At 73.6% G+C, this 18,841-nt stretch carries 17 protein-coding genes and 1 pseudogene; 10 read left to right on the top strand and 8 right to left on the bottom strand.

Features of this window, described 5'->3' with window-relative positions; genetic code table 11:
- Positions 1–13: 13 nt before the first annotated feature.
- From ABT127_RS22740 to rpmB, 3 genes are all read right to left on the bottom strand, one after another.
- Positions 14–1,189 (bottom strand): barstar family protein, encoded by a 1,176-nt coding sequence (locus ABT127_RS22740; RefSeq protein WP_351452964.1) that lies wholly within the window; start codon positions 1,187–1,189, stop codon positions 14–16.
- A 138-nt stretch (positions 1,190–1,327) separates the two neighbouring features.
- Complete coding sequence (gene rpsN, locus ABT127_RS22735) at positions 1,328–1,633, bottom strand: 30S ribosomal protein S14 (RefSeq protein ID WP_351452961.1); 306 nt, start codon at positions 1,631–1,633, stop codon at positions 1,328–1,330.
- The gene (rpmB, locus tag ABT127_RS22730; protein WP_351452959.1) at positions 1,633–1,869 is read right to left on the bottom strand and encodes a 50S ribosomal protein L28; all 237 of its coding nucleotides are present in this window, start codon (positions 1,867–1,869) and stop codon (positions 1,633–1,635) included. Before rpmB ends, rpsN begins: the two co-directional genes overlap by 1 nt.
- A gap of 76 nt (positions 1,870–1,945) precedes the next feature.
- Between rpmB and ABT127_RS22725 the strand changes: the two genes are divergently transcribed.
- Positions 1,946–3,094: a CobW family GTP-binding protein gene (locus ABT127_RS22725; protein WP_351453190.1), complete on the top strand. Its 1,149-nt coding sequence runs from the start codon at positions 1,946–1,948 to the stop codon at positions 3,092–3,094.
- A gap of 49 nt (positions 3,095–3,143) precedes the next feature.
- Positions 3,144–3,425, top strand: coding sequence for a 30S ribosomal protein S18 (gene rpsR / locus ABT127_RS22720; protein WP_351453187.1), 282 nt, complete (start codon positions 3,144–3,146; stop codon positions 3,423–3,425).
- A gap of 2,232 nt (positions 3,426–5,657) precedes the next feature.
- On the opposite strand, the pseudogene ABT127_RS22710 reads toward rpsR, so the two are convergent.
- Positions 5,658–6,143: pseudogene (locus tag ABT127_RS22710) on the bottom strand (ATP-binding protein); the annotation flags it as partial.
- 148 nt (positions 6,144–6,291) lie between these two features.
- Between ABT127_RS22710 and ABT127_RS22705 the strand changes: the two are divergent.
- Both ABT127_RS22705 and ABT127_RS22700 read left to right on the top strand, forming a co-directional pair.
- Positions 6,292–7,041 carry an ABC transporter ATP-binding protein gene (locus tag ABT127_RS22705; RefSeq protein WP_351452956.1) on the top strand — a complete coding sequence of 250 codons (750 nt, stop codon included), beginning with the start codon at positions 6,292–6,294 and terminating at the stop codon, positions 7,039–7,041.
- A complete protein-coding gene (locus ABT127_RS22700; RefSeq protein WP_351452954.1) occupies positions 7,035–9,494 on the top strand; it encodes an ABC transporter permease in 2,460 nt (819 codons plus the stop codon). The genes ABT127_RS22705 and ABT127_RS22700 overlap by 7 nt, the downstream gene beginning before the upstream one ends.
- 15 nt (positions 9,495–9,509) lie before the next feature.
- Here the strand turns inward: ABT127_RS22700 and ABT127_RS22695 are convergent, their stop codons facing one another.
- A complete protein-coding gene (locus ABT127_RS22695; protein ID WP_351452951.1) occupies positions 9,510–11,090 on the bottom strand; it encodes a DUF2207 family protein in 1,581 nt (526 codons plus the stop codon).
- Positions 11,090–11,653 (bottom strand): LemA family protein, encoded by a 564-nt coding sequence (locus ABT127_RS22690; RefSeq protein WP_351452949.1) that lies wholly within the window; start codon positions 11,651–11,653, stop codon positions 11,090–11,092. Before ABT127_RS22690 ends, ABT127_RS22695 begins: the two co-directional genes overlap by 1 nt.
- Before the next feature lie 139 nt (positions 11,654–11,792).
- Here ABT127_RS22690 and ABT127_RS22685 point away from each other — a divergent pair, with 139 nt between their 5' ends.
- The 5 genes from ABT127_RS22685 (at position 11,793) to ABT127_RS22665 (ending at position 16,179) form a co-directional block, all read left to right on the top strand.
- Complete coding sequence (locus ABT127_RS22685) at positions 11,793–12,149, top strand: VOC family protein (RefSeq protein ID WP_351452946.1); 357 nt, start codon at positions 11,793–11,795, stop codon at positions 12,147–12,149.
- A 253-nt stretch (positions 12,150–12,402) separates the two neighbouring features.
- Positions 12,403–12,987 (top strand): TMEM165/GDT1 family protein, encoded by a 585-nt coding sequence (locus ABT127_RS22680; protein ID WP_351452944.1) that lies wholly within the window; start codon positions 12,403–12,405, stop codon positions 12,985–12,987.
- A 122-nt stretch (positions 12,988–13,109) separates the two neighbouring features.
- Positions 13,110–13,718, top strand: a complete 609-nt coding sequence (locus ABT127_RS22675; protein WP_351452941.1) for a TetR/AcrR family transcriptional regulator — start codon at positions 13,110–13,112, stop codon at positions 13,716–13,718.
- A complete protein-coding gene (locus tag ABT127_RS22670) occupies positions 13,715–15,388 on the top strand; it encodes an FAD-binding dehydrogenase (protein WP_351452938.1) in 1,674 nt (557 codons plus the stop codon). Before ABT127_RS22675 ends, ABT127_RS22670 begins: the two co-directional genes overlap by 4 nt.
- Entirely contained in the window at positions 15,385–16,179 is a 795-nt protein-coding gene (locus ABT127_RS22665) for an SDR family NAD(P)-dependent oxidoreductase (protein ID WP_351452935.1), read from the top strand. The genes ABT127_RS22670 and ABT127_RS22665 overlap by 4 nt, the downstream gene beginning before the upstream one ends.
- Positions 16,180–16,281: 102 nt before the next feature.
- Here the strand turns inward: ABT127_RS22665 and ABT127_RS22660 are convergent, their stop codons facing one another.
- Positions 16,282–16,524: a hypothetical protein gene (locus ABT127_RS22660; protein ID WP_351452932.1), complete on the bottom strand. Its 243-nt coding sequence runs from the start codon at positions 16,522–16,524 to the stop codon at positions 16,282–16,284.
- Complete coding sequence (locus ABT127_RS22655) at positions 16,514–17,065, bottom strand: RNA polymerase sigma factor (RefSeq protein ID WP_351452929.1); 552 nt, start codon at positions 17,063–17,065, stop codon at positions 16,514–16,516. Before ABT127_RS22655 ends, ABT127_RS22660 begins: the two co-directional genes overlap by 11 nt.
- 134 nt (positions 17,066–17,199) lie before the next feature.
- Here ABT127_RS22655 and ctaD point away from each other — a divergent pair, with 134 nt between their 5' ends.
- Positions 17,200–18,828: an aa3-type cytochrome oxidase subunit I gene (gene ctaD / locus ABT127_RS22650; protein WP_351452926.1), complete on the top strand. Its 1,629-nt coding sequence runs from the start codon at positions 17,200–17,202 to the stop codon at positions 18,826–18,828.
- The last annotated feature ends 13 nt before the right edge of the window (positions 18,829–18,841 follow it).

Here is an 18,841-nt window from a genome sequence, read left to right as displayed (position 1 = left end):
GGGCGGGGCCTCGTCACCGGAGAACCACCGTGACGCCGAAGGCTTCGAGGACCTGAACGATCTCCTCGAAGTAGCTGAGGCCCCTCTCGGGATCCCAGATGTCCTGCGCCAGCGCCCTGCGGGCGACGTCGGCGTGGCGCCAGACCAGGGTGAAGGGGGCCGTCACGCCGAAGCCGCCGTGCAGGCAGTCCCGGAAGGCGTTCCATTCCCGGCCGTAGTAGCCGCCGGGCCCCGCCAGCGCCTCCCCCAGGGCGCAGTGCAGGCCGGGGGCGTCGGTGACGTACGTACCGTCGAGGTGATGGACGCCCCCGGACCGGTCCGGGCCCTGTCCGCTCATGCCGACGGCGGTCAGGTCGAGCCACTGGGACCTGGCCTCGGCGGAGAGCGGGGCCCATCGATTGCGGGTGACCGGGACGCCCCGCCACCAGGTCTCCCAGACATGGCGGGCCGACAGCGGAGGCCGGTCGTCGCCGCCGTCGGCGAGCTCGATGTCGAGGAGGATGCCGCCCAGCACCGAGGGCCGCGCCGTCTCGATGCGCAGGCCCACAGGGTGCCGGTACATCACACGGCCGGTACGGTCCAGAGCCCACAGTCCCGCCCAGGCCCGCTCCCACTTGCGGGGCCGCCGCAGGACGGCGAGCAGCGGTTCGGCGGGCTCGCAGCCGATCAGCGTCAGCGGCGTGGGCGCCGGGGCGTCCCGCGTCGCGAACAGGCCGTCCACGGCCAGGCAGCGGCCGACCGGGACCGTGGGCCCCGTGGGGCCTGCGAACAGTTGGAACCGCGGTGTCGCCGACAGGGTGCGCACCCAGGGTTCCTCTTCCTCGACGCCCGCCCCGACCACGACGTCCACCAAGGCCGGGTCCGCACGGTTCGGCCGCTGCGCGACGACGACGCAGTCCACCAACGACCACCACTGCACCGGCTGTTCCTCGTCCCAGACCTCGACGCACAGGTCACCGAGCAGCGCGCTCGCCGCTCCGTCCGGCACCAGCGCGGCGCGCAGCAAGCCCTCGGGCGCGCATCCCCGCAGGGTCAGAACCTCGCGCGGTGGCGGCACCTTGTCCAGGAACATGCCCTCGACACCCGCGCACCGCCCCCAGAACTCGTCCCGGCCGTCCTCGTCCTCGTGGACCACGAGGTACTTCACCGGGAAGTCCCGCTCCCAAGCGACGTGTTCGTCGACCCGCACCCAGCCCCCGTACCTCCGAACGCTTCTGTCCGCGCACGATACGGCGCTGCCCAGCGGCCACTCCAACGGGTTTTCCCCGCCCCCTCCGGCCCGGCTGCCCCCCCCATCGACCGACCACCGGCCCCCACTGAAGCGCATCTACCAGGACGACTTGGTGACCCCGGGCAGGAAGCCCGCGTGGGCCTGTTCGCGGACCCTTACCCGGGACATCCCGAACTTGCGCAGGTGGCCCCTGGGGCGGCCGTCCACGCTGTCGCGGTTGCGGACGCGGGTGGGGCTCGCGTCGCGGGGCTGGCGGCTCAGTTCGGCCTGGGCCGCGCGGCGTTCGGCGGGCGTCGAGGACGGGCGCCGGACGATCTCCTTCAGCTCGGCGCGGCGGGGTGCGTACCGGGCGACGACGGCCTTGCGGCGCTCGTTCTTGGCGATCTTGCTCTGCTTGGCCATCAGACCTTCCCTCCCCGGGCGCGGATGCGCGCGACGGCCGCTTCCACGCCGATGACGTCGACCGTCTTGATGCCGCGGGCGCTCAACGTCAGCCGCACATGGCGCCCTTCGCCGGGCAGCCAGTAGCGCTTGCGCTGGATGTTCGGGTCGAAGCGGCGGGAGGTGCGCCGGTGGGAGTGGGAGATGGAGTTGCCGAATCCCGGCTCGGCGCCGGTCAGTTGGCAGCGGGCGGACATGGAGTGACCTGCCTCTCGTGCGTCACGGCCTTATTGATAATGGAAACCATTCCCATATAGTAGCCCCATGTCTCGCATGTCTCGTACCGAACTCCTGCCGGTCGTCCTCGTCGGCGGACTGCACGCCGACGCCCGCCGCCATGTCGTCGAGCGTCTGCTGACGGCCGTTCCCGGGAGCGTCGCCCTGCATCACGACCTCGCCACCGCGGCTCAAGGGACCGTGCGCCGCATCGTCCGCGACGCCTCCGGAGTCCTGGCCACCGGCGACGCACCCCTCGTCAACGACTGCGCCTGCTGCGCCCTGCGCGAGGACCTCGTACCGGAGCTCGACCGGCTGGCCGCGGAGGGCACGACCCGGCTCGCGGTCGTCGAGCTGTGGGACTCGGTCGAGCCCAAGGCCATGGCCGAGGTCGTCGCGGCCCACAGCGGGGACGAGCTGCTGCTCACCAACGTGATCACCGCGGTCTCCCCGGCGCTCGTCCTGCCCTACCTCGGCAACGGCGACGACCTCGCCGAGGCCGGACTCGCCGCCGCCGCGACCGACCGGCGCACCGTCGCCGACACCTGGGCCCGCCAGGTGGAGTACGCGCCCGTGCTCGCCCTCGTCGACGACCCGGAGGCGGACGAGCAGGACCACGCCCTGCTCACCCAGCTCCACCCCACCGCCCGCCGGGTCGACGCGGCGTCGGGCGAACTCGCGGCGCTGGCCTTCGCCGGGTTCGACGTGGAGGCGGCCGCCTCGGCCCAGCATCCCGCGTGCGCGCTGCTGCCCCAGGAGGCGGACGAGGCGGGTGTGGCCACGCTGGTCTGGCACCAGACCCGGCCCTTCCACCCCGAACGGCTCTACGAGGCGCTGGAGGACCTCTGCTGCGCCGCCGCGCGCAGCCGGGGCCGGTTCTGGCTCGCCGACCGGACCGACAGCCTGCTCGCCTGGGACTGCGCGGGCGGGGCGCTGTGCGTGGAGAGCGCGGGGCCCTGGCTGGCCGCACTGCCCGACGCGGGCTGGGAGTCGATGCCGCCCGTGCGGCGCGCGGCCGCCGCGATCGACTGGCATCCCGAGCACGGGGACCGCTGCCAGCACCTCGTCTTCACCTCGCCCGGCCTCGACCGCGGCGGCATCGAGCGGCTCCTCGACTCCTGCCTGCTCACCGACTCCGAGTACGCGGCCGGGCCGGAGGGATGGCGCCACCTCCCGGCGTCCTTCGCGCCGTTCCTGGACGCCTGAGGCGCGTCACCCGGTCCCCGCCCCGTCCCTCCCGTAAGGAAGAAGTCCCGTGCCCCGACGCACCACCACGCGCAAGTCCCCGAAGCCCCGCTCCCGTCCGCTCCTCGGCGCCGACGTCACCCGCATCGACTACAAGGACACCGACCTGCTCCGGACGTTCCTCTCCGACCGGGGCAAGATCCGCAGCCGCCGGGTCACCCGGGTCACCGCGCAGCAGCAGCGCCTGATCGCCGCCGCCGTCAAGAACGCCCGCGAGATGGCGCTCCTGCCGTACTCCAGCCGGCCGGGACCGGCGGCCGGTCAGTCCGTCAGGTCGAGTCCCGCCAGCTGAGCCCTGCTGCTCACGTTCAGCTTCGGGAAGGCCCGGTAGAGGTGATAGCTGATCGTCTTGGGGCTCAGGAAGAGCTGGGCCGCGATGTCGCGGTTGGTCATGCCGGTGGCCGCCAGGCGGACGATCTGACGTTCCTGGGGGGGAGAGGCGGGCAAGGGTGTCCGTGGTGCGGGCCGACCGGGGGGCCGTCACGCCGGCCGCTCGCAGTTCCGCCCGGGCACGGTCCGCCCAGGGGGTCGCGCCCAGGCGTTCGAAGGTGTCGAGGGCGGCGGCCAGATGGAGGCGGGCGTCCGTCTTGTGACGTTCCCTGCGCAGGCGCTCGCCGAAGAGGAGGCGGGTTCTCGCCGCCTCCCAGGGGCGGCCGCTCTCGGCGTGGCCGCGGACGGCCCTGGTGAACAGGTCGTGGGCCGTGCCCCAGTCGGGCTCCAGGAGGGCGCGGCAGCGGTGCAGCACCGCATCGGCCCAGGCGAGACCGGACGCGTCGGCCCACTCGGTGAACTCGGCGAGGGGCGCGTCGGCGGGCACCCCCAGCCGGGACGCGGCCTCGACGCGGTCGGGGGCGAAGTAGACGCTCTGGATCTGGCGGCGGACCGGGCCGGCCCGGGTGGCGTCCAGGCGTTCCAGCGCCTCCGGGAAGCGGCCCTGACCGAGGTCGCCGAGGGCCAGCGCCCACTCGGCCCAGGCCAGGCTGTTGGCGATGCCCGTGGCGTCGAAGTGGTCGTGGCAGCGGGCGGCGAGTTCCGCCGAACGGGCCTGGTCACCACGGACCGCCAGGATCCAGGCGAGCATCCCCTGGAGGTAGCCGGCCCGGTTGGGCTGGCCGGTGTCGGCGGCGGCCCGCAGCCCCTCGACCGCCGTCGCCTCCGCGTCCCGGAACCGGCCGAGGTACAGCTCGGACGCGGCGAGCGTCAGATGCGCGAGCGGCAGCCAGCCGAGATCGCCGCGGGCCCGGCAGTCGGCCGCGACGGCGGCGGAGATCTCCCGCCCCGCGTCGAAGTCGCCGACCAGGCCCGCGACGAAGGCCGCGTTGATGAGCAGGGCCGGGGAACCGGAACGGTTGCGGCGGCCGTCGGCCACCAGGGCCCGCAGGGCCGGCAGCGCGGTCGCGGGCCCGTCCTCCAGGAACACGGCCGCCCCCGTCACCGCCGCCACGGCCGGGTCGAGGCCGTCCTCGGGGCGCAGCCGCAGCGTCGCGAGGCGGTCGGCCGCCGCGCGCAGCCGGGCGGTGTCACCGAGCTGCCAGGCGTTGCGCGCCGCGTCCACGAGCATCATGCCCGCCGCCACCCGCGCTTCCCCGGTGTTCCCGGCGGACGCTCCCGTCACGGCGTCCGCCGCGCCGAGCAACAGGTCGTGGGCCGTGCCCGGGTCCCCGTCGTCGAAGGCCGTACGGGCGCGCAGGGCCTGCAGACGGGCGCGGGTGCGCGGGTCGGCCGTGTCGCGGCCGGCGGCTTCGGCCAGGGACTTGGCGCGGGGCGTCAGTCCCGCGTCGGCGGCTGCCTGCGCCGCGGCGGCCAGCCTCATGGCGCGCAGGGCCGGATCGCCGGTCAGCGCGGCGGAGCGTTCCAGCGCGGCGGCGGTGCCCGCGTGGCCGTGCCGCTCCTGGGCCCGTCCGGCGGCCCTCTCCAGGGCGGCCGCCGCCTCCTCGTCGGGGCAGGTCGCGGCGGCGGCCAGGTGCCAGGCCCGCCGGTCCGGCCGGTCCCGCAGTACGCCGGCGAGGGCCCGGTGAGCGGCGAGCCGGGCCTCGTAGGAGTCGGCGCGGAAGACGGCGCCGCGCATCAGCGGGTGGACGAACCGGATGCGTCCGGCGTCGACCCGGATCAGACCGGCCCGCTCGGCCTCGCCCAACGCGCCCGGCGCGGCGCCCAGTTCAGCGGCGGCGCGCAGGATCGCGTCGAGGTCGCCGCCGTCCTCGGCCGCGGCGACGAGCAGGGCCGTACGGGCTCCGGCGGACAGCTCCGCGATGCGGGCGCCGTACGCCTCCTGGATGCGGTGCGGCAACGGCAGCGGCTCCAGGCCGAACGCGTCTCCCGTGCGGGCCAGTTCGAGGAGGGCGAGGGGGTTGCCCGCGCTCTCCGCCATGACGCGGCGGCGCAGCGGCGGGCTCAGCCGCGGTGAGCGGTCCTCGAGGAGTCGGGCGCTGCTGTCGGGGTCGAGGCCGGCCAGGCACAGTTCGGGCAGCCCGGCCGGGTCGAAGCCGGGGCGGGCGCCGAGGACCAGGGCGATGCCCTCGGCCTGGAGGCGGCGCGCGGCGAACAGCAGGGCGCGGGCAGAGGCGTGGTCGAGCCAGTGCGCATCGTCGACCAGGCACAACAGAGGTGCGTCGGAGGCGAGTTCGGACAGCAGGGACAGCACCGCCAGGCCGACCATGAGCTGGTCGTCGGTGCTTCCGGGGCCGGTGCCGAACGCGGCCCTGAGGGCGGCCGCCTGTGGTGCGGGCAGGGAGTCGACGCGGTCGAGCACGGGGTGCAGCAGCAGATGCAGCGAGGCGAACGGGATCTCGGCCTCGGTCTCGATGCCCGTGGTCGTGACGACGGCCGTGCCGTGGGTGCCGCGCGCCCGCTCCTCGGCGTACTCCAGGAGCGCGGTCTTGCCGATACCCGGCTCGCCCCGGACGACGAAGACCCCGCTGCGGCCGGCGGCGGCGCCGACGAGCAGCGCGTCGAGCGCCGCCTGTTCCGCCGCCCGTCCGCGCAGCGCCGAACGTCCCGCAACTGCCATGTGCCCAACCCCCGTTGACCAGCCGTCCGGGGCGATCCTAGTCATCTGTCCGGTACCGGGCCCGGAGCTCGCGCCCGTAGCGTCCCGAGCACGGCACCCCGGGAGGAGACAGCCCCCGGCGGGACGACCAGGACGGACGTGCATCGCGGTGAAACCCCTCGACAGCCTCGACACATCAGTGGTGCTGGAGTCGGTGAGCAGGAGCTATCCGAACGGCGAAGACCCGGTCACCGCGCTCGACGACGTGACGGCCCGCTTCGGCCACGGCACGTTCACCGCCGTGATGGGTCCCTCCGGCTCGGGCAAGTCGACGCTGCTGCAGTGTGCCGCCGGGCTCGAACGGCCCACCTCGGGGCGGGTCGTCGTGGCCGGGCAGGACCTGGCACGGCTGAACGACAGGAGGCTGACGGAGCTGCGGCGGGACCGGATCGGGTTCGTCTTCCAGGCGTTCAATCTGGTGCCGTCGCTGACGGCCGAGCAGAACGTCGCGCTGCCGCTGCGGCTGGCCGGGCGGCGGCCCGACCGCGACGCCGTCCGACGGGGTCTCGCCGCGGTGGGGCTCGCCGACCGGGCGGGGCACCGGCCGGCCCAGCTGTCCGGCGGCCAGCAGCAGCGCGTCGCCGTCGCGCGGGCGCTGGTGACGCGGCCGGCCGTGCTGTTCGCGGACGAGCCGACCGGCGCCCTGGACGCGACCACCGGTCGTGAGGTGCTGCGGCTGCTGCGGACCGTGGTCGACCGGCACGCGCAGACCGTGGTGATGGTCACCCACGATCCGGCCGCGGCGGCCTGCGCCGACCGGGTCCTGTTCCTCGCCGACGGGCGGATCCGCGACGAACTCACCGCCCCGGACCCCGACTCCGTCGTCGCCCGGATGCTGCTGCTGGAGGCGTCGTGCTGACCCTCGCGCTGTCCACACTGCGCACCCGCTGGGTCTCCTTCCTGGGCAGCTTCGCCGCGCTCTTCCTCGGCACAGCGCTGATCGCCGCGATGGGCCAGGTCCTTGCCAGCACCGTCACCACTCCCGACCGGGGCCCGCAGCGGTACGCGGCGGCGCCGGTCGTCGTCGTCCCCGACGGGCGGATCACCGTGCACGGCAGGCAGGGAGCGACCGGGGCGCCGCGCGCCGAGCCGCGCGGGCTGCCCGCGGCACTCGCCGCCCGGCTCCCCGGCGCCGTCGTGGACCGGATCTTCCCCGCCCGCCTCGCCGGCGGCCCGCCCGCCGTCGGCCGGCCCTGGTCGGCCGCCCGCACCGCGGCGCAGCGGATCACCGAGGGCCGCGCCCCGACGGGCGACGGCGAGATCGCGGTGAGTACGTCGGCCCGCGCGGCCGGTACCGGTGCGACGGTCGGCGACCGGGTCGGCGTCGTCACGGCCGACGGCACCGGGCGCTACACGGTGGTGGGGGTCACCACGGCGGGCCCGCAGGGCACGGTGTTCTTCAGCGACGCCCGCGCCGCGACGCTCTCGCCCCGGATCGACGCGCTCGCCCTGTGGGAGCCGGCCGCCCGGGTACGGGCCGCGGTCGGCGACCACGAGACCGGCCCCCGAGTGCTCACCGGCCAGGACAGGGCACTGCCCGACCCGGCCCGCGCCGAGGACGACCGGGCCCGGAACAACGCCGCCACGGTCGTCGGGATCGCGGGCGGGTTCGCCGCGTTCGTCGCCGTGTTCGTCGTGTCGTCCACCTTCGCGTTCGCCGTCTCGCAGCGCCGCCGCGAGTTCGCGCTGCTGCGCACGGTCGGGGCGACCCGGCGGCAGGTGCGGCGGATGGTGCACGCCGAGGCGTGGTTCCTCGCGGTGGCCGCCGCCGCGCCGGGCGCGCTGGCCGGGCCGCTGGCCACCCAGCCCGTTCTGGACCGGCTGATCCGGCTCGGGATGGCGCCCGCGTGGACGGTGCCGAGCGATTCCGTCGTCCCCTCGCTCGTCGCGTTCCCCACCGGTGTCCTGGTCGCGCTGCTCGGAGCGGTGGCCGCGGCGCGGCGGGCCGGGCGCGTGGCCGCGGCGGAGGCCCTGCGCGAGGCAGCCGTCGAGTCGCGGGCGATGACGCCGACGCGCTGGGTGCTGGGTGCGGGGGCGCTCGGCACGGCACTGGTCTGCATGGCGGTGACCGCGGTCGGCGACCCCGCGTCGGCCGCCAGCAACAAGACGGCCATGCCCAACGTCATGCTGCTCGTCGCGGCCGCGGGACTGCTCGCCCCCGTCGCCGTCCGCCCGGTCACCCGGCTGCTCGCGGCGCCGCTGGAACGGCTGCGCGGCGCGACCGGCACCCTGGTGTCCGCGTCCGTGCTGGCCTCGGCCCGGCAGACCGCGATGACGGCGGCGCCGGTACTGGTCACGGTGGGTCTTGCCGCCGCGCTGCTCGGCGGGGCCGCGACGGGCGACGACGCGAAGGCGGCGATGCGCACCGAACCCGTACGGGCGGACTATCTGGTACTGCCCGACGCGGGATCCGGCCTCGACCGCCAACTCGTGCAGCACCTACGAGAGTTGCCCGGCGTGGACGTCACCACCACGACACCGTCCAGCCTGTACACCCTGGAGGGCGACACCGTACTCATCCGGCGTCCGGTCGAGGCCGTCGACCCGAGGACACTCCCCTCGGTGCTCGATGTCCCGCTCTCGGCAGGCTCGTTCGGCGCTCTCGACGCACACGGCGTCGTGGTCTCCCCCACCTGGGGCGTGGGGCTCGGCGACCGGGTGAGGGTGTGGCGGGCCGACGGCAGCAGGGCTTCTCTGACGGTGGTCGGCCTGCTCGGGGTGGGCGCGCCCGCCGACGCCTACGCGACGCGCGCCCACGTTTTCTCCGCGCTGCCGTCGGTCGCCTATGTGAAGCTGCGCGCCGGAGCGTCCCCCGCCGGCGTCGAAGCCGCCCTGCGCAGGGCCACGGACGGGCACAACGCGCACGCCGTGACCCGGGCCGCGTGGGCCGCCGACACCGGCGCGGGCGGACGGTCGGCCAGCCGTGTCGGCCTCCTCGCGGTCCTCGCGATCATCCTCGCGTACACCACGATCGCCCTGGTCAACACGGTGCTGATGGCGGTGGCCGACCGGGCGCCCGAGCGGCGGGCGCTGCGGCTGCTGGGCGCCCGGCGCGGCCAGATCCTGCGGTGCGTCGCGGCGGAGGCGCTGCTGGTCGTGGCGATCGGCGTGGTGCTCGCCTGCGCGACGGCGGCGATCGGCCTGGGCGGCCTGTGGATCGCCCTGGTCCGGATCGCCGGGCCGCTGGGCGTCAGCCTGCCGTGGGCGACGGTCGGCGCGGTGACGGCGGGCTGCGCGGTCGTCGCGGTCCTGGCCTCGGTCGGGGCGGCCCTGCTCACCGACCGCCCCGGCGGCCGGACCGCGCACGGCTGACCCGCGGATGCCGTCCTACGAAGCGGTCCGCCCCGGCGCCGACGCCTCGGCCCAGTCCCCCTCCCACAGGGCGGCCCGGACCAGCTCCGCGGAGCGGATGGTCCGGGTGCCCCGGGAGACGGTCAGGCGGACCTGGGCGCCGGTCGCGATGCCCCGGGAGGCCGCGGGCAGTGCCCAGGCCGTGGTCAGGTCGGTGCCGCCCTCGTCCAGGGCCAGGAAACGCGCCGCCTTCCTGTCCTTGCGCCACTCCACCCGCAGCACCTCACCGGTGATCGTGTGCGGTGCGCGCAGTTCCAGGCAGGCCAGGACCAGCAGATACGCGGCCAGCGCGCCGAAGACCGCGATCGCCGCCCACTCGACGGGGGCCGGGCCCTCCTGGGCCGCGACGTCGTGGAACCAGCCGTGGTCGGCGCTCGCGAAGTTGCCGGGCATCATCGCCAGGAACGCCAGGAACGCCGTCCAGCGCCGGAACTTCCCGGCCACGATGATGCCGAGCAGCGCGCTGCCCACCCAGCCGGCGCTCAGGATCAGACCGGGGCGGCGCAGGGTGCCGTCGCTGTGCGCGTCGGCCGCGAGCGGCCAGTCGGGCTGGCGCAGCACCGCGAAGGCGCACAGGGCCGCCGCGACCAGGCCCGCGGCGGCCGCCAGCTGGAGCAGCCGGCCCTTCGAGGCGCCGAAGCCGGGCAGCAGCCGCGGGTAGCGGATCCGCACCGGGCGCCAGGTGCCGCCGTAGCTGGACCAGACGCGGCGCCGGTCGCCCGCGTCGAAGCCGAGGAGGCGGCCGGCCAGGCTGGTGACGCCGAGCGCGGTCCCGTACGCGAGGTAGCGGTCCCAGACGGTGACGGCGGCCGGGGGCAGCCGGGCGAAGTCCTCGTGCGCGGTCAGCCAGGAACGCAGTCCGGCCCAGTGCCCGGCGCGCTCCAGGCCGCGCGGGGTCGCGCGCTCGCCCAGCGCCTTGGCGAGCAGCCAGAACATCGCGGACGCCGGGAGCACGCCGACGACGAACGCGGCACGGACGCCGTGGTGGCCCATCAGCGCGGCCAGGCCGAACAGGACGCCGGGCACGCAGGCGAGCAGCATCAGCCCGGCGGCCAGCCACGACGCGAACCGGGAGCGGGACAGGCCGCGCAGCCGGGCCTCGGCGACGATGTCCTTGCGCAGTTCCGCGTTGAAGGCGGCGGCGCGCTTGGCGTCGCGGAAGGCGATCGCCCCGATGGGGGCGCCGCCCTCGGTGGTCCGGCTGATCACGCGCTCCAGGACGCGCCGCTCGTAGGGCAGCAGGTCCTGCGCGGCCCGGCCCTCCTCGGTGACGTGCACGGTGCTCGCGACCGGGTCGTCGGCGGGCTGGCGCACCTCGACGAGGCCGCGGGCGGCCAGGTCGAGAAGGGTGGCCCCGGCGGCGTACTCGACGCCCCGCCAGTTGTTGCCGAGGAAGGTGACCACGGCCGGGGACTCCGGGTCGGGCCCGAACTCCTGGGTCGCGGGCGCCGGGGTGACCGTGCCGTTGCGGGTGGCGAGCAGCGCCAGGCCGAAGAGGACGAGCCAGAGCACGATCAGGGCGGCGCCGCCCCAGTAGAGCTGTTCGGTGTGGCTCATCAGAAGCGCACCTGCACGACGTCCTGCGGCGCGCCCGCGGCCTCGAAGTACTCGCGCCGCCCGTGCCCGCCGCCGAAGCCCGACACGACGTTCCCCGGGAAGCTCTCCAGGGCGGTGTGGTAGCTCTGCACGGCGCTGTTGTAGAACTGCCGCGCGTACGCGATCTTGTCCTCCGCGGACCTCAACTCGGCCTGCACGGTGGCGAAGTGGTGGTCCGCCTTCAGCTCGGGATAGCTCTCGCCGAGCGCGAACAGCTTGCCGAGCGTCGCGGTGAGCGTCTCCTCTGCGGCCGCCCGGTCGGTGACGCCGAGGTCGCCGCTGACAGCAGCCCCGCGCGCGGCGGTGACCGCCTCGAAGGTGGACTTCTCGTGCGCGGCGTAACCGCGCGCGCCCTCGACGAGATTCGGGATCAGCTCGTGCCGCCGCTTCAGCTGCACGTCGATCTGCGCCCATGACGCCTGTGTCTGGTTCCGCAGCCGGACGAGCCGGTTGTAGGTCCTGACGACCCACCATCCGACGACCACGACCAGCACCACCACGACAGCACCTGCGATGACACCCATTGGCGTCGCCCCCAAAGCCCCTGAAAGATCCGGCCCCCCTGGCCGATCGTCGAGATCTTAATCGGAAAGCCCGAATGCCAGTTCCTTTTAATGTGGCGCCTCGGCGGGCCGGTCCGGCGGCCGGTCCTACACTCCGCGGATGACCTTGAACTGGGAACAGGTGGTCGTCCACACGGCGGACCCGGCGGCCCTGGGCCGCTGGTGGGCCGAGGCGCTCGGCTGGGTGGTGACGTACACGTCCGACGACGAGTTCGAGATCCGCCCGGAGGCGGACCGGACACCGGGCATCGACTTCGTCCGCGCCGACGAGGTCACCCGGCACCGGGGTCGGCTGCACCTCGACTTCCGGCCCGACGACCAGGCCGCCGAGGTGGCCCGCCTGGAGGCGCTCGGCGCTCGGCGCGTCGACATCGGCCAGGGCGAGCAGGCCTGGGTGGTCCTGGCCGACCCCGAGGGCAACGAGTTCTGTGTGCTCGCCCCGCACGGGCAGGGGTGATCCGGCCCACTGCGGGGCTCCGCGGCCGCATGTACCCTGGTGGGAGCAAGCGAAGGGGAGTAGCCCCGCGAACCGGTCGTCGACACACTGGAACCCCAGGGTTCCCGGTGGCCGGGCCCGCGCCGAGAAGGCCGGGTGGGCGAGACCTTCGACCAGGCAGCATGCCCATGTGCCGCTGCCGGGTCGAGTGGTCCCCCGGTGCGGGTGGGTTCACGGGCCCGGTGATGGCCCGTACAGAGAGAACCGACTTCCGATGCATCTCGATCCCGTGGCGATCGTCACCGCCTTCGGCCTGATCTTCCTGGCCGAGCTCCCGGACAAGACCATGTTCGCCTCACTGGCCATGGGCACCCGGATGAAGCCGATCTACGTGTGGTTCGGCACCTCCGCGGCCTTCGCCGTGCACGTCGCCATCGCGGTCGGCGCCGGTTCGCTGCTGGGCCTGCTGCCCGGCTGGATCGTGAAGCTGGTCTCCGGCCTGATGTTCCTGTTCGGCGCCTTCATGCTGCTGCGCGGCGGGGACGACGAGGACGCGGACGACGAGGCGGGCGCGAAGACCGTCACCGGGTTCTGGCCGGTGTTCGGCACCGCCTTCATGGCCGTGTTCATCGGCGAGTGGGGCGACCTGACCCAGATCACCACCGCCAACCTGGCCGCCACGAACGGCACGTGGTCGACCGCGATCGGCTCGTTCCTCGCGCTGATCTCCGTCTCCGGTCTCGCCCTGATCGCGGGCCGGTTCATCGCCAAGCGGGTGCCGCTGAAGACGGTGCAGCGCGTGGGCGGTGTCTGCATGCTCGGGCTCGCCGTGTGGTCGTTCGTGGAGATCTTCGCCTGACCCTCCGCTGATCCCCGCCCGACCCTTGTGGATACAGGAACGTATCGAATACGTTCCTGTATCCATTTGTGGTTGGAGACCCCTCAGCGGGTCGAACGCTCCGGACGAGGTGACGGATGGCCGTGACCGGCACGGTGACGAAGCGGCGTGCGCGCACGCGGCAGCGGCTGCTGGAAGCCGCCTTCGGCGTCTTCGCCGAGGAGGGCTTCGGCCGCTCCACGGTCGAACAGGTCTGTGAGCGGGCCGGGTTCACACGCGGCGCGTTCTACTCCAACTTCTCGTCCCTGGATGAGCTGTTCCTCGCCTTGTGGGAAGAGCGGTCGGCGCGGATGCTCGACGATGTGCGGGCCGCGCTGGACGGTCTCGACCCGGCCGATCCCGAGGCGGCCGTGCGCGCGGCCGTCGAGGCGACCCCCGTGGACGACGCCTGGTACCGGATCACCGCCGAGTTCACGGCGCACGCCCTGCGCAATCCCGGCCTGCGGCGCGTGATGGCCGCCCGCGAGGAGGCGATCCGGGAGGCCGTGCTGCCGGTGCTCGTGGCCGCCCTGGAGCAGTTGGGGCGCCGGGTCACCGACCGGCGGGCCCTGGGTGACGCGCTGGTCGCCGTGCACGACGGGACCGCCGTGCAGGTGCTGCTGCAGCCCGACGACGGCGCCGTACGGGACCGCAGGCACGCCCTGTTCATGAACGTACTGACCGCCTACAGCACCCCCTTGGAGAGCGCATGAGTGACACCAACGCCGATGTCGCCGACGTCATCGTCGTGGGAGCCGGGCTCGCCGGGCTCGTCGCCACGTACGAACTGACCCGCGCGGGCAGGCGCGTCGTCCTGGTCGACCAGGAGAACGCCGCCAACCTGGGCGGGCAGGCCTTCTGGTCGCTGGGCGGTCTGTTCCTCGTCGACAGCCCCGAGCAGCGGCGGATGGGCATCAAGGACTCCTACGAGCTGGCCCTCGCCGACTGGCTGGGGTCGGCCGGCTTCGACCGGGAGACCGAGGACCGGTGGCCGCGCAAGTGGGCCGAGGCGTACGTGCGGTTCGCGGCCGAGGAGAAGCGGGACTACCTGTACGGGCTCGGCCTGAAGGTCACCCCGAACGTCGGCTGGGCCGAGCGCGGCTCCGGCACCGCGACCGGGCACGGCAACTCCGTGCCCCGCTTCCACCTCACCTGGGGCACGGGCCCCGAGGTCGTCCGCGTCTTCCGCGAGCCGGTCCTGGAGGCGGCCGAGCGCGGCCTCGTCACCTTCAAGTACCGCCACCAGGTGGACGAGTTGATCGTCGAGGACGGGGCGGCCGTCGGCGTACGCGGCTCCCTGCTCGCCCCCTCGGACGAGCCGCGCGGGGTCGCCTCCTCCCGCGAGACCGTCGGCGACTTCGAACTGCGCGCGAAGGCGGTCGTCGTCACCTCCGGCGGCATCGGCGGCAACCACGACCTGGTCCGCAAGAACTGGCCGGCCGACCGGGTCGGCCCGGCGCCCGAGTCGATGGTGACGGGCGTGCCCGCGTACGTCGACGGCCGCATGATCGGGATCACCGAGAGCGCCGGCGCCTCCGTCGTCAACCGCGACCGCATGTGGCACTACACGGAGGGCCTGAAGAACTGGGACCCGATCTGGCCCGGCCACGGCATCCGGATCATTCCGGGCCCGTCGTCGCTGTGGCTGGACGCCACCGGCAAGCGGCTGCCCGCGCCGCTGTTCCCCGGGCACGACACACTCGCCACGCTCCAGCACATCACCGCGACCGGCCACGACCACACGTGGTTCATCCTGACCCGGGCGATCGTCGAGAAGGAGTTCGCGCTCTCCGGCAGCGAGCAGAACCCCGACATCACCGGCAAGGACATGAAGCTGGTGCTCCAGCGGGTGAAGAAGGGGGCACCGGGTCCCGTCCAGGCGTTCCTCGACAAGGGCGAGGACTTCGTCGTCCGCAGGAACCTGAAGGACCTCGTCGCGGGCATGAACGAGCTGACGCCGAAGACCCCCGTCGAGTACGAGCAGGTCGAGCGGGAGATCGTGGCCCGCGACCGCGAGATCGAGAACGGGTACAGCAAGGACCTCCAGCTCATGGCCGTCCGCAACGCCCGCTCCTACCTGCCCGACCGCCTCACCCGCGTCGCCAAGCCCCACCGGCTGCTCGACCCGGCGCAGGGCCCGCTGATCGCCGTACGCCTGCACGTGCTGACCCGCAAGACGCTGGGCGGCCTGGAGACGAACCTCGACTCGCAGGTCGTCCGCGGTGACGGTTCCGTCTTCGAGGGGCTGTACGCGGCCGGGGAGGTCGCCGGGTTCGGCGGCGGCGGCGTGCACGGGTACAACGCGCTCGAAGGCACCTTCCTCGGCGGCTGCATCTTCTCCGGGCGGGCCGCCGGGCGGGCGCTCGCGCGGAGCCTCGCGTGACCAGGACCGCGCTCGTGACGGGCGCCTCGTCGGGGATCGGGGCGGCCGTCGCGGCCGCGCTCGTCGCGCGCGGGTACCGGGTGTACGGCACCAGCCGCGATCCCAAGGCCGTCAACTCCCCTGTCGAGGGCGTCACGTACCTCGCGCTGGACCTCGCCGACGAGGCGAGCATCGAGGCCTGCGCGGCCGCCGCCGGGGAGGTCGACGTCCTCGTCAACAACGCCGGTGAATCGCAGAGCGGCCCCTTCGAGGAGCTGCCGATGGACGCGGTGCGGCGGCTGTTCCAGCTGAACGTGTTCGGGGCCGTGCGGCTCAGTCAGCTGGTGCTGCCCGGGATGCGGGAGCGGGGGCGCGGGCGGGTGGTGATGATCGGTTCGATGCTGGCCAGCTTCCCGCTCGCTTACCGGTCGTCGTACGTCGCGTCGAAGGCCGCCATCAAGGGTTTCGCGCTCGCCGCGCGGCGGGAGTACGCGGCGTACGGGGTCGGCATCACGACCGTCGAGCCCGGGTCGATCGCCACCGGGATCAGCGAGCGGCGCACCCAGTACGTGGCGCAGGACTCGCCGTTCCGCGCCGCCTACGACACCATGCTCGCCGCGCTCAACCGCAATGAGGCGCAAGGGATCTCGGCCGAGAAGGTCGCCGCGAAGGTCGTCTCCGTGGTGGAGTCGGGGCGGCTTCGGCCGTTCTACGCCGTGGGGAGCGGGGCGCCGGTGGTGTTCGCGCTGCGACGGGTGCTGCCGCGGGGGGTTTCGGAGCGGATGGTTGCCCGGAGGCACGGGTTGCGGTGACGCCGTCCTTCGTCCGGGGCGTCCGTCGTGGCTGGTCGCGCAGTTCCCCGCGCCCCTGAAAGGCCTGCGGCCTTCAGGGGCGCGGGGAACTGAGCAGACGGGTCAGCCGGTGCCGGGCAAGCCCGTTGCCGAGGCGTAGGAGAAGCCGAGGACGAGGAGTGCGGCGAGGGCGCAGACGGCGGCCTCGGCGCGGAGCACGAGGGTGCGGCGGGCCCGCCGGCCACGGTGCAGCAGCTGGTTCAGGGCACGTTCGGCGCCGTGGTGCAGCGGGCGCGAATCGGCGTAGCGCGGATCGTCGCCCGGCACGGGATCGGCGGCGCGGAGCAGGGCCAGTTCATCGGTCACGGGCTTGGTCTCCTGCGGTGACGGTCATGTTCATCCGGTCGATCTCGGCGCGCAACCGGCGCCGGGCACGGTGCAGCCGCATCGCGGCGGCGCTGCGGCTGCACTCCAGGGCGACGGCCAGTTCGTCGACGCCCAGCTCCTCCCAGGCGGTCAGGCGCAGCGCCTCCTGGTCGGCGGGGTTGAGCCGGGCCAGCGCCTCGTGGATCCAGGCGCCCGGGTCCTCGGTGTCGGGGCCCGCCACGATCTGCCGGTGGTGGGCGCGTTCGTGGTGCCCGATGCGGTCGAGCAGGCGGCGGCGTCGGCCCAGGCCCCGCACGGTGTTGGCGAGGCAGTTGCGGGCGACGGCGTACAGCCAGGGCAGCGGTGTCTCGGGCGGCAGCTCAGCACGGCGCCGCCACGCTATGGAGAAGACGTCGGCGACGACCTCCTCGACCTCGTGGGCGGCCCCGGGGTCCAGACGGCGCGCGACGAAGCGGCTGACCGCCCAGTAGTGGGCGCGGTAGGCCGCCGCGAAGGCGTCGTCCGTCGTCCTGCCGCTCATGCCTGTGCCCGTGGTGCGTCCGTGCTCATGCCCGGTCTGTGTCCGGCTCCGCCCCGATGTTCACAGGCGCGGTGTGTGATCTTTCGGGCGGGGTGCGCGGTGACGTGCGGGGCGGGCCCGGACACGTACCGGGCATGAGACGTAGGAGAGGGACGAAGGGCTTCACCGCGGTGCGGTGGCTCACCACCACGGACCACAAGACGATCGGCACGCTGTATCTCGTCACGTCGTTCGGGTTCTTCTGCCTGGCGGGGGTGCTCGCGCTGTTCATGCGGGCCGAACTGGCCCGTCCGGGCACGCAGATCCTGTCGAACGAACAGTTCAACCAGGCGTTCACGATGCACGGCACGATCATGCTGCTGATGTTCGCGACGCCGCTGTTCGCCGGGTTCGCGAACTGGATCATGCCGTTGCAGATCGGGGCGCCCGATGTGGCGTTCCCCCGGCTGAACATGTTCGCGTACTGGCTCTACCTGCTGGGGTCGCTGATCGCGGTGGGCGGGTTCCTGACGCCTCAGGGGGCGGCGGACTTCGGGTGGTTCGCGTACGCGCCGCTGTCCGACGCGGTGCACTCGCCAGGGATCGGCGCCGACATGTGGATCATGGGTCTGGCCTTCTCCGGCTTCGGCACGATCCTCGGCTCGGTCAACTTCATCACGACGATCGTGTGCATGCGCGCGCCCGGCATGACGATGTTCCGGCTGCCGATCTTCACCTGGAACGTGCTGCTCACCGGCGTCCTCGTCCTGCTCGCCTTCCCGGTCCTCGCGGCCGCGCTGTTCGCGCTGGAGGCCGACCGGAAGTTCGGGGCGCACGTCTTCGACGCGGCGAACGGCGGCGCGCTGCTCTGGCAGCACCTCTTCTGGTTCTTCGGACACCCGGAGGTGTACATCATCGCCCTGCCGTTCTTCGGGATCATCTCCGAGGTGATCCCGGTGTTCAGCCGCAAACCGATGTTCGGCTACCAGGGGCTGGTGGGCGCCACCATCGCGATCGCGGGGCTGTCGGTGACGGTGTGGGCGCACCACATGTACGTCACGGGCGGGGTGCTGCTCCCCTTCTTCTCCTTCATGACGTTCCTGATCGCCGTGCCGACGGGCGTGAAGTTCTTCAACTGGATCGGCACCATGTGGCAGGGCTCCCTGTCGTTCGAGACGCCGATGCTCTACGCGATCGGGTTCCTGATCACGTTCGCGTTCGGCGGTCTGACCGGGGTGATCCTCGCGGCCCCGCCACTGGACTTCCATGTGGGGGAGACGTACTTCGTCGTCGCCCACTTCCACTACGTGATCTTCGGGACCGTCGTCTTCGCGATGTTCGCCGGATTCCACTTCTGGTGGCCGAAGTTCACGGGGAAGATGCTCGACGAGCGGCTCGGGAAGGTGACGTTCTGGACGCTGTTCGTCGGCTTCCACGGGACGTTCCTGGTGCAGCACTGGCTGGGGACGCGGGGCATGCTGCGGCGGGTGCCGGACTATCTGGCGGTGGAGGGGCTGACCGGGCTCAACACGCTCTCCACGATCTTCTCGTTCGTCCTGGGCATGTCGTTCCTGCCGTTCCTCTACAACGTGTGGCGCACCGCGCAGTACGGGGAGCCGGTCGGCGTCGACGATCCGTGGGGGCACGGGCGTTCGCTGGAGTGGGTGACGTCGTGTCCGCCGCCGCGGCACAACTTCGTCGCCCTGCCGCGGATCCGTTCGGAGTCGCCGGCGTTCGACGCCGCCGCCGACGCCCGGGCCGAGTTGGTGCGGGGTGGGGTGTGATCCGGGAGATCGA

The sequence above is a fragment of the Streptomyces sp. NPDC001904 genome (assembly GCF_040297005.1).
Lineage (GTDB): Bacteria > Actinomycetota > Actinomycetes > Streptomycetales > Streptomycetaceae > Streptomyces.
Note: the sequence above shows the minus strand (reverse complement) of the source record. Positions and strands in the feature narration are given on the sequence as shown.

Coding starts and splice junctions, on each gene's coding strand:
- rpsN (WP_351452961.1), bottom strand. CDS start 1,633: ATGGCCAAGCAGAGCAAGATCGCCAAGAACGAGCGCCGCAAGGCCGTC.
- rpmB (WP_351452959.1), bottom strand. CDS start 1,869: ATGTCCGCCCGCTGCCAACTGACCGGCGCCGAGCCGGGATTCGGCAAC.
- ABT127_RS22725 (WP_351453190.1), top strand. CDS start 1,946: ATGTCTCGTACCGAACTCCTGCCGGTCGTCCTCGTCGGCGGACTGCAC.
- ABT127_RS22695 (WP_351452951.1), bottom strand. CDS start 11,090: ATGAGCCACACCGAACAGCTCTACTGGGGCGGCGCCGCCCTGATCGTG.
- ABT127_RS22690 (WP_351452949.1), bottom strand. CDS start 11,653: ATGGGTGTCATCGCAGGTGCTGTCGTGGTGGTGCTGGTCGTGGTCGTC.
- ABT127_RS22685 (WP_351452946.1), top strand. CDS start 11,793: ATGACCTTGAACTGGGAACAGGTGGTCGTCCACACGGCGGACCCGGCG.
- ABT127_RS22680 (WP_351452944.1), top strand. CDS start 12,403: ATGCATCTCGATCCCGTGGCGATCGTCACCGCCTTCGGCCTGATCTTC.
- ABT127_RS22670 (WP_351452938.1), top strand. CDS start 13,715: ATGAGTGACACCAACGCCGATGTCGCCGACGTCATCGTCGTGGGAGCC.
- ABT127_RS22655 (WP_351452929.1), bottom strand. CDS start 17,065: ATGAGCGGCAGGACGACGGACGACGCCTTCGCGGCGGCCTACCGCGCC.
- ctaD (WP_351452926.1), top strand. CDS start 17,200: ATGAGACGTAGGAGAGGGACGAAGGGCTTCACCGCGGTGCGGTGGCTC.